At 37.8% G+C, this 8,193-nt stretch carries 8 protein-coding genes; 1 reads left to right on the forward strand and 7 read right to left on the reverse strand.

Annotation, left to right across the window (positions count from 1 at the left end; all coding sequences use genetic code 11):
* Positions 1-113: 113 nt before the first annotated feature.
* The 3 genes from ACFCYJ_RS19025 to ACFCYJ_RS19035 all read right to left on the reverse strand — a co-directional run bounded on the left by ACFCYJ_RS19025 (position 114) and on the right by ACFCYJ_RS19035 (position 3,622).
* The gene (locus tag ACFCYJ_RS19025) at positions 114-1,313 is read right to left on the reverse strand and encodes a glycine C-acetyltransferase (RefSeq protein WP_376075860.1); all 1,200 of its coding nucleotides are present in this window, start codon (positions 1,311-1,313) and stop codon (positions 114-116) included.
* 59 nt (positions 1,314-1,372) lie between these two features.
* Positions 1,373-2,449, reverse strand: a complete 1,077-nt coding sequence (locus tag ACFCYJ_RS19030; RefSeq protein ID WP_376075861.1) for a nucleotide kinase — start codon at positions 2,447-2,449, stop codon at positions 1,373-1,375.
* A 279-nt stretch (positions 2,450-2,728) separates the two neighbouring features.
* Positions 2,729-3,622, reverse strand: coding sequence for a hypothetical protein (locus ACFCYJ_RS19035; RefSeq protein ID WP_376075863.1), 894 nt, complete (start codon positions 3,620-3,622; stop codon positions 2,729-2,731).
* Positions 3,623-3,794: 172 nt separating this feature from the next.
* Between ACFCYJ_RS19035 and ACFCYJ_RS19040 the strand changes: the two genes are divergently transcribed.
* Complete coding sequence (locus ACFCYJ_RS19040) at positions 3,795-3,977, forward strand: hypothetical protein (protein WP_376075864.1); 183 nt, start codon at positions 3,795-3,797, stop codon at positions 3,975-3,977.
* Positions 3,978-4,077: 100 nt separating this feature from the next.
* Here ACFCYJ_RS19040 and ybaK read toward each other — a convergent pair whose 3' ends face one another.
* From ybaK to ACFCYJ_RS19060, 4 genes are all read right to left on the reverse strand, one after another.
* Complete coding sequence (gene ybaK / locus ACFCYJ_RS19045; protein WP_376075866.1) at positions 4,078-4,572, reverse strand: Cys-tRNA(Pro) deacylase; 495 nt, start codon at positions 4,570-4,572, stop codon at positions 4,078-4,080.
* A gap of 24 nt (positions 4,573-4,596) precedes the next feature.
* Entirely contained in the window at positions 4,597-5,334 is a 738-nt protein-coding gene (locus ACFCYJ_RS19050) for a hypothetical protein (RefSeq protein WP_376075868.1), read from the reverse strand.
* A gap of 326 nt (positions 5,335-5,660) precedes the next feature.
* Complete coding sequence (locus tag ACFCYJ_RS19055) at positions 5,661-6,224, reverse strand: VanZ family protein (protein ID WP_376075870.1); 564 nt, start codon at positions 6,222-6,224, stop codon at positions 5,661-5,663.
* A gap of 274 nt (positions 6,225-6,498) precedes the next feature.
* On the reverse strand, positions 6,499-8,037 hold the full coding sequence (locus ACFCYJ_RS19060) for an acyl-CoA carboxylase subunit beta (protein ID WP_376075872.1): 1,539 nt from the start codon (positions 8,035-8,037) through the stop codon (positions 6,499-6,501).
* Positions 8,038-8,193 lie beyond the last annotated feature (156 nt).

Consider the following 8,193-nt stretch of genomic DNA (forward strand, 5'->3'; position numbering starts at 1 on the left):
TATTAACCACCGCTCGTTTTTTCTTCATTATAAACAAAAATACCCTATAAGATGACCTTTTTGAAAGTGTCTATCTTATAGGGTACATTTTACTATTGAGGCAGCCCAATTTTTTATTGAATAACACCTAGTTCACGGCCGACTTTTCCATAGATTGCTAGAGCGCCGTCCAACATTTCTTTTGTATGTGCCGCTGTAGGCATGTTACGAACACGTCCTGTGCCTTTTGGAACCGTTGGGAAAACGATGGATTTAGCGTAGACGCCTTCTTCAAATAGGCGACGTGAAAATTCCTGTGTAAGCTTTTCATCACCAATAATACATGGTGTAATTGGCGTTTCAGATTCGCCGATATTAAAGCCTAATTTAGCAAGACCGGCCTTTAAATAATCGCCATTGTCCCAAAGCTTATCGTGAAGCTCTGTTGAGTCAATCAGCATTTGCACTGCCGCTGTAATCGCAGCAACATCACCTGGTGGTAATGCTGTTGAGAATAAAAATGGACGAGAACGTACTTTTAGCCAGTCAATTAAATTTTTCTTACCTGCTACATATCCACCAACAACACCAATTGCTTTAGAAAGTGTACCAATTTGGAAGTCGATTTCTTTTTCTAAACCGAAATGCTTCACGGTACCCTTTCCTTTACCCGTTACCCCTGATCCGTGCGCATCATCGACATATGTTATTAAATCAAACTCTTTCGCAATCTCAACGATTTCCGGTAATTTTGCAATATCACCGTCCATTGAGAATACGCCATCCGTAATAACCATGATTTTATTGTATAAGCCTGATTCTGTTGCTTCCTTTGCCTTTGCACGTAAATCGTCCATATCTGAGTGATTATAGGCAATGATTTTCGCACGTGATAAACGACAGCCATCGATAATCGATGCATGGTTTAATTGGTCCGAAAGAATCGCATCATTTTTATCCATAACAGCTGAAATAGCTGCCATATTACAGTTAAAACCTGATTGGTAAGAGATCGCTGCCTCTGTTCCTTTAAATTCAGCAAGCTTTTCCTCTAATTTTACGTGTAAATCAAGTGTGCCGTTAATCGTACGGACTGCTCCAGCCCCCACACCGTATGTCTCAATTGTTTCTTTGGCAATACGCTTTAAATCTTCATTCGTTGCTAAGCCAAGATAGTTGTTTGAGGATAGATTAATTAGATTTTTGCCACGTACCTGAATAATGGGACCGTTTGCTCCCTCTACTGGATCAATTTCATTGTATAAGCCTTGTTCATGTAAGTTTTGTAGGTTTTCATCTAAAAATGCATTCAATACTTTTGACAAGCGTATCATCCTTTCCTAGGAAAACTGTTTCTAGCTCCTAGTGTAGCATAAGCATGTTATAAGAAAAATTACTTTGTTAATCTTTCGAATAGTGGGGCAGTTTTTTCTCGCCAAAGAGATGACGATAGACAATTATCTATTAATCGACGGACTGTATACTCCGCTTCCGCATAACGCTTCGAATAACCCATTGCATCCTGCATTGCTTCTTTATACTTTGCGCGAATATCTTCAATTTGAGCTTCTGCATCCTGTGAAATTGCGCAATGTTTCCCTATATCGAAAATTTCATCCCCTAGTCTGCCGTCCTGTGGATCAAAGATATGAGGCTCCGTACTATCAAAGATGCAGAAATTTAATTCCGGGATAATAACCATATCAACAGAGTTTGCATCCAAGCCACACCAAATAATTTGTGCATCGAGCCCTCTCGCATTGGCTTCATCCGCTAAACCTTTCATTAACGAAGATTTACCTGTGCCTGGTTTTCCTTTGATCATCAATCTTCGAGCTACATTTTTCGTTATACTATCTACTGTATTTTCGGCCCCTCTCGGCGTTAATGTTCCGAGTAAGCGATGTGTGCGCATACCTGTTTTGTTTAAGACAATCGATTGGAAAACATCTGTCTTTAAATGTTCTACCTGGTCATTTAATGCCTCCCAGTTCATACAGCTCTGTGTGACTACTTCCCAATCATCATGAATCTCTATAGCTTTAGTAAGCGACGAAATACACTTCACACGCCATGACTCTCGTTCGGTCATCGTATTAGCAAGCTGTTCACCAACCTTTTCGAGCTGGATTTCTTCTAAGCAATCATAAAATGACATCACCCGATGCTTTGTGCCAAGAAAAGTCGGTTCAATCCCCCATTCCGCTGACCATACAAATAATCGATTACAGCCTTGCACATATACTGCCTCTACAACATCCTCCAACAAAGCATGCTTAAACCATTCCACCGCAAAGCCCTGCTTCACATAAAAATACCCAAGCTCTTTAAGAAGCTCAGATCCTTTAAACGTCGGTGCACCCTGCAAAATATAAACTAATTCTGCCTCATCCATCATTTCTTTATATAAATGTTTAATTCCTTGCCCAGTCAGTGCGTGTCCATAATAATAGGTCACATTTCCGTTCAATTTCGATCCCCCTTTATCTTATGCCTTGCATTATATGAAGGAACCTTTTAAAAAATGAAAAGCTCTTTTCTCCAAAACAGTTTTCCTCGGCAAGTTGTGATGCCAGTCGTTCTTCGTGCACTCTTTGCAATGAGCTACCAGCAATCGTATGATTCCCCCGTTTCTCTGCATGATTAGTGTAGGTTCGAACTATAAAGAATCAGAAAAAGCCAATGAGAGTAAGTGGCTCATTGGCTTAATTAAGAAATAACTCAATATTTGTTGTGAAATATTGAGTTATTAGTTAAACGCATCATATACGTATTTATTTTTCGGATCAACACCGTACCAACCCCATGTAGCAGTATGTCCTTCTTTCGTTTTTGCGTCGTCAATCACAACTTCATAAACATGAAAAACATAATCGCCATGTTCATTGTCATACTCATATTCAACAAACAAATTAGGATTATTAGGTAGCTGTAGTTTTTGTATTACTAGCTGTTTTGCTTGCTCTTTTGAAACTTTAGCATTTTGCGCTTCTTTTTTAGCATTTTCTGCTGCTATCTTCAGTTGCTTTTCTTCTTCTGCTTTCTTCTTTTTCTCTTCTTCCGCTTTATTTTGCTGCTCCACGATATATGCTTCTTTTTTATCAACGGTTTCTTTTGCTAAGTTAGTTGCTTGAACAAACAAATCTTTAAATAATTTGTAACTTGGATAATCCCCTTCTTGAGTAACAAGTGTGTTAAAAATAGTGTATGCTTCGTCAAACTTTTGCTGTTCTAGCAACACTTTTCCTTTGGAGATATTTGCCTCTAACTCTTCCTTTTGAGCGCTTTCCACATCTGTTTGTTTTATAATTTCTCTTGCTTGTTTTTTTGTACTCTCAATGATTTTTTTATTTACTTCTTCTTTAATTTTATAATCTATAATTTTTTCAGCATTATAATTGCTTGCTTCAAATTTACCTTCCTTTTTAGCAATTAAGCTATCATTAAGGATCTTTGCAATCGATATTAATTCATCAATTTCCTTCGTATTTTTTTCTTCTTCAGCAATCTCAAAGAATTTTATTGCTTCACTGTAATTACCATTTTCCAGTTCTGCTTTTCCCTTATCGAAGTTATCTGTATAAACTTTTGAAGTACATCCTACTAAAAAGATACATAAAATAAATAATGCTAATTTTCTCAAGTTAATCCCCCCCAAAACCCACAGCAAAGAAAAAGATATAAATTTTTCCAATATTACTAAATCAATTATATATAATAATCTTACAAATTAAATACAAATTTTTTCATACGCGAGCAGTAAGTTGGAAAAAGGAATACCCAAAATGAAGTCGAATTTTTAAGTTTGGAGGGAAATGTATGATAAAAAAATTTGGATTGTTTTGTTTGCAATTGGTATAACAATGATGTTAATAGGTATGCCTTATTTATTGCGCTATTCAACAAATGAATTTTTACAGTATCCTTTATATTTAGGAATGTTAGTAACGATTGTATTTACCCCTGCACGTACAATAAAAAAACAAAATAGAAAGTAATGTTCTCGAATTAATGGATAGTGCCCGACTAGCAGAGCAGTACACCGCTTATCTAAGTGACATTTCCGCAAATTTCCAATAAAAAAAACTACCCAACATATCATTCTTGGGTAGTGGTAATTGGTGCGAGCTTTGCCTTTGTAACAGCGACTAAATCATCTAGCTGTACGTGGATTTGCATGCCGATTTTTCCGGCACTCACAATAATATTTCCTTGCTCTTGAGCCGTCGCATCGATGACAGTTGGGTAAAGCTTCTTCATGCCGACTGGAGAGCATCCGCCTCGCACATAGCCTGTATAGCCAAGTAACTCCTTGACCGGGAGCATGTCGATTTTTTTCTCTCCTACAACCTTTGCAGCAGCTTTTAAATCAAGCTCATCTGCTACAGGAATAACAAATACAAAAAGCTTTTGGGCACTTGCCTTTGCTACTAATGTTTTGAAAACACGAGAAACTGGGTGACCAATTTTTTCAGCAACCGAAATTCCATCAACTTGGCCGTCACCAGTCTCATATTCAATTACTTCGAATTGTATTTTTTGTTGTTCCAATAATCTTATCGCATTTGTTTTCGCATGCTTTGCTTTTGCCATATCAAAAATCCCCCATCTGCAGCATTAGGCTATCATGGAGATCACGGTGTCATTTCCCGGTCGATAGCCGTCCTTTGCCATTTGAATATGAGTGGCATATTTTTCAGAAGCGTATTTAAATGTTCGCGCCTTGTATGCCTCCGCATAACTCTTACCGAAAATTGTATCTACAAATGGATCCAATTTCAATTCCTTCGAAAAACGTTCTGGTACTTTGACTTCAATATCTTCACGTACAAAAGCAGGTTCACTATCATCTAGTACACTTTCATCTACCTCTTGGCCATTTAATTGCGCTTGCATGTGCTGTATTTGAACATTTGCACTTGCCGCTACACGTAAATCCTGTGGTGATGGCTGCGCAGGTGCCAGCGCTGTATTCCGCACCTGCTCTAAAATTTGTAACGTTTCCTTGGCATTCGCATCAACTATAGGCGCTTCCTCATCTACACGCTCTAACTGTGAATAATGTTTTTGCGTTTGTTCATGTGCGAGCACATTTTTCGTTTGCTGCAAATCTTGAATGATTGCTTGCTGTTGAGGCGTGACCTCTTTGGCTTCCTCTTTTTGTTGCTCATAGAGTTCTTGATCTGTATGCCCTAAAAGTAAATTTTCTAGCTCAAGCAATAATGGATTTTTCTTTGGCGGAAAATACAGTGAGTTTTTTCGATATGCATCACCTGCTTGTTTTCGCTGTAAAATCTTTTTACGATTATAGTGTGATGACATTCTTTCTTGTTCTATTAAACTTGATAGTTTCATATGATTCACCTCGGCTTTCTAATTTAATATGCAAGTTACATAAAAGATATGATCAAATCTTTTATTTACTATACTCATACAATCTAAACAGTTTCTATATACTAATTATCGGAATTTTCTTTATCGAATTCAAGAGTTAATTAATACTAAGCTCCTAAAGAAATATTTCGCTTTCAATAAAATAGGTATAAAGACCTCTACGAACCCCCGATATTATATTCATTTAGTATTTCAATAGTTAATTTCAATAAAATTTATTACTGTTATCACTTTATAAATAGTGTTAATTCACCACTAAAAAAACAGCCCCTCAGCAAGGACTGTTTCTATCTATCTTTTTTAGGTTTAATAAGTATACTTTTATAGGCTAAGTAACCAAGCCATGCTCCGAGTGTATTTAAAATTAAATCATCAATATCTGCCGACCCAACTGTAAAAATAAACTGGATAGTTTCTACCGCTAGACTAGAGAAAAAGCCTGCCCAAATAACTGTCCGCGCTTTACGAAACCTTTTTGATAATAGTGGTAGTAAAAAGCCCATTGGGGTAAATATTAATAAATTGCCGAGTAAATTAATAATAATGGTATCAATATTAAAATACTGAGAGTAATTTATGTAGCGAAGAATTGTATCAAAGGGAATAAAATTTGTCGTTAATCGCCAGTCACTATAATCAAACAGCCCTAATTCACCAAAAGAATATTCGCCATTGAACAACATAACGACTACATTCACTAGACGATCAATGACTAGTTTATAAAAAGCTATTACAGAATAGATACAAAAAAAGATCCAACCTGTTATCTTTATCGGTAAATAATATGTATCTATCAATGCACGATATGGTAATGGTAGCTTGGCATTACCATGTATATTATTTTTTGTCACGCCTCTACCACCTACTTCCCTATATCCTCACATAATTTTAATATGCCCCGCCTCCCTAAGCAAGTGGTAATCATAAGATGCGTAAAGAGTTTTAAAGCATAATATCAACCTTTTTCCTCCTTATACTATACGTCTGTCCAGGTTCGATTAGAAAAGAGATGACTAAACAAAATTTAACAAAATGTCATCCCAGCTTTCGGTGATAAACTAGAATACAATATTTCAAATACAAAAAAGCTGCCTCAATTAACTGAGACAGCGTTATTTCAAGGCTTTATACTGGATTTACTCCATGCTTACGTTCTGAGAATAATAAGTACTTTGACATATAGAGCTCTAAACGTGATTCAAGTGCTTTTCTTAAATCATTTGGCTCAATAACATCGTCAATGATCAACTCTGAAGCTAGACGATAGACATCGATTTCCTCTTGATATTCTTTGCGTTTCTCTGCGATAAAGCTTGCCTGCTCCTCTTTTGGGAGTTCAGCAATTTTATTGGCATATACTGCGTTAACTGCAGCTTCAGGGCCCATTACAGCAATTTGTGCGTTGGAAAGTGCAATACAGCAGTCTGGCTCAAAAGCAGGACCTGCCATTGCATACAGCCCTGCACCATATGCCTTCCGAACAATGACCGTTAATTTTGGAACGGTTGCCTCACTCATTGCGAAAATCATTTTCGCACCATGGCGTATAATCCCTGCTTTTTCAACCTGCGTACCAATCATAAAGCCTGGTACATCGGCAAGGAAAAGAAGCGGAATATTAAACGCATCACAAAGTGAAATGAACTTTGCCGCTTTATCAGCTGAATCGTGGAACAAAACGCCTCCCTTTACGCGCGGTTGATTGGCAATAATTCCAACCGATTGCCCATTAATGCGTCCAAGCCCTGTAATTAATTCTGGAGCGAATAATTTTTTCACCTCACAGAACGAATCTTCATCAATAATACGTTCAATTAGCTTATACATATCAAAAGGAACGTTTTGATTTTTCGGTATTAGCTCATCAATCGATTTCTCAAATGAAGCTGGCGGTTTTGGAGCCTCTACCTTACCACGCTCTGCAAAGTTGTTCGGGAAATAGCTCAAGTATTTACGAGCATAGGAAATGGCTTCCTGTTCTGTTTTAGCAAGCACATCTCCGCAACCGGAAACAGAACAGTGCATTTTCGCTCCACCCATTGTTTCCAAATCTACCTTCTCACCTATAACCATTTCCGCCATACGTGGAGACCCTAAATACATCGATGCATTGCCCTCTACCATGACGACAATATCACAGAATGCTGGGATATATGCACCTCCTGCCGCAGAAGGGCCAAACAGTAAGCATATTTGAGGAATTTTACCTGAAAGCTTTACCTGATTATAGAAAATGCGGCCTGCTCCTCTGCGACCAGGAAACATTTCTAATTGGTCAGTAATACGTGCACCTGCTGAATCGACTAGATACAGTAATGGGCAATTTAGCTTTTCAGCTGTTTCTTGAATACGAATCATTTTTTCAACTGTACGTTTCCCCCAAGACCCAGCTTTAATCGTCGAATCGTTTGCTAAAACGCAAACAGTACGGCCATGAATTTTACCGATTCCTGTGACAACGCCATCTGCTGGTAGGTCACCTGCTAAGCAGTTCGCATACAAGCCATCTTCTGATTGAAGTCCATCATCTAATAATAATTCGAGTCGTTCACGTACAAATAGCTTTCCTTGTTGTGCATTTTTATCGTGATATTTTGGCAGACCACCTGCTAAAATTTGTTCCTTCATTGTTTTCGTCGTATTTTCTGTCGATACATTGCTCATAGTTAATTCCTCCTTTTGCCGAATCGGTTACGCCTTAGCATAATTGCAGTAGCACTTTGTATTTCTTCTCCCTTACATTGCAATAATCGGTTCATCACCATAGCGTGGGTTGATTTCCGTTACGGCAGGGCGCTTTGTCGCTGACGCTTCGCTTTA

The organism is Lysinibacillus sp. NPDC056232, from assembly GCF_042267565.1.
Lineage (GTDB): Bacteria > Bacillota > Bacilli > Bacillales_A > Planococcaceae > Lysinibacillus.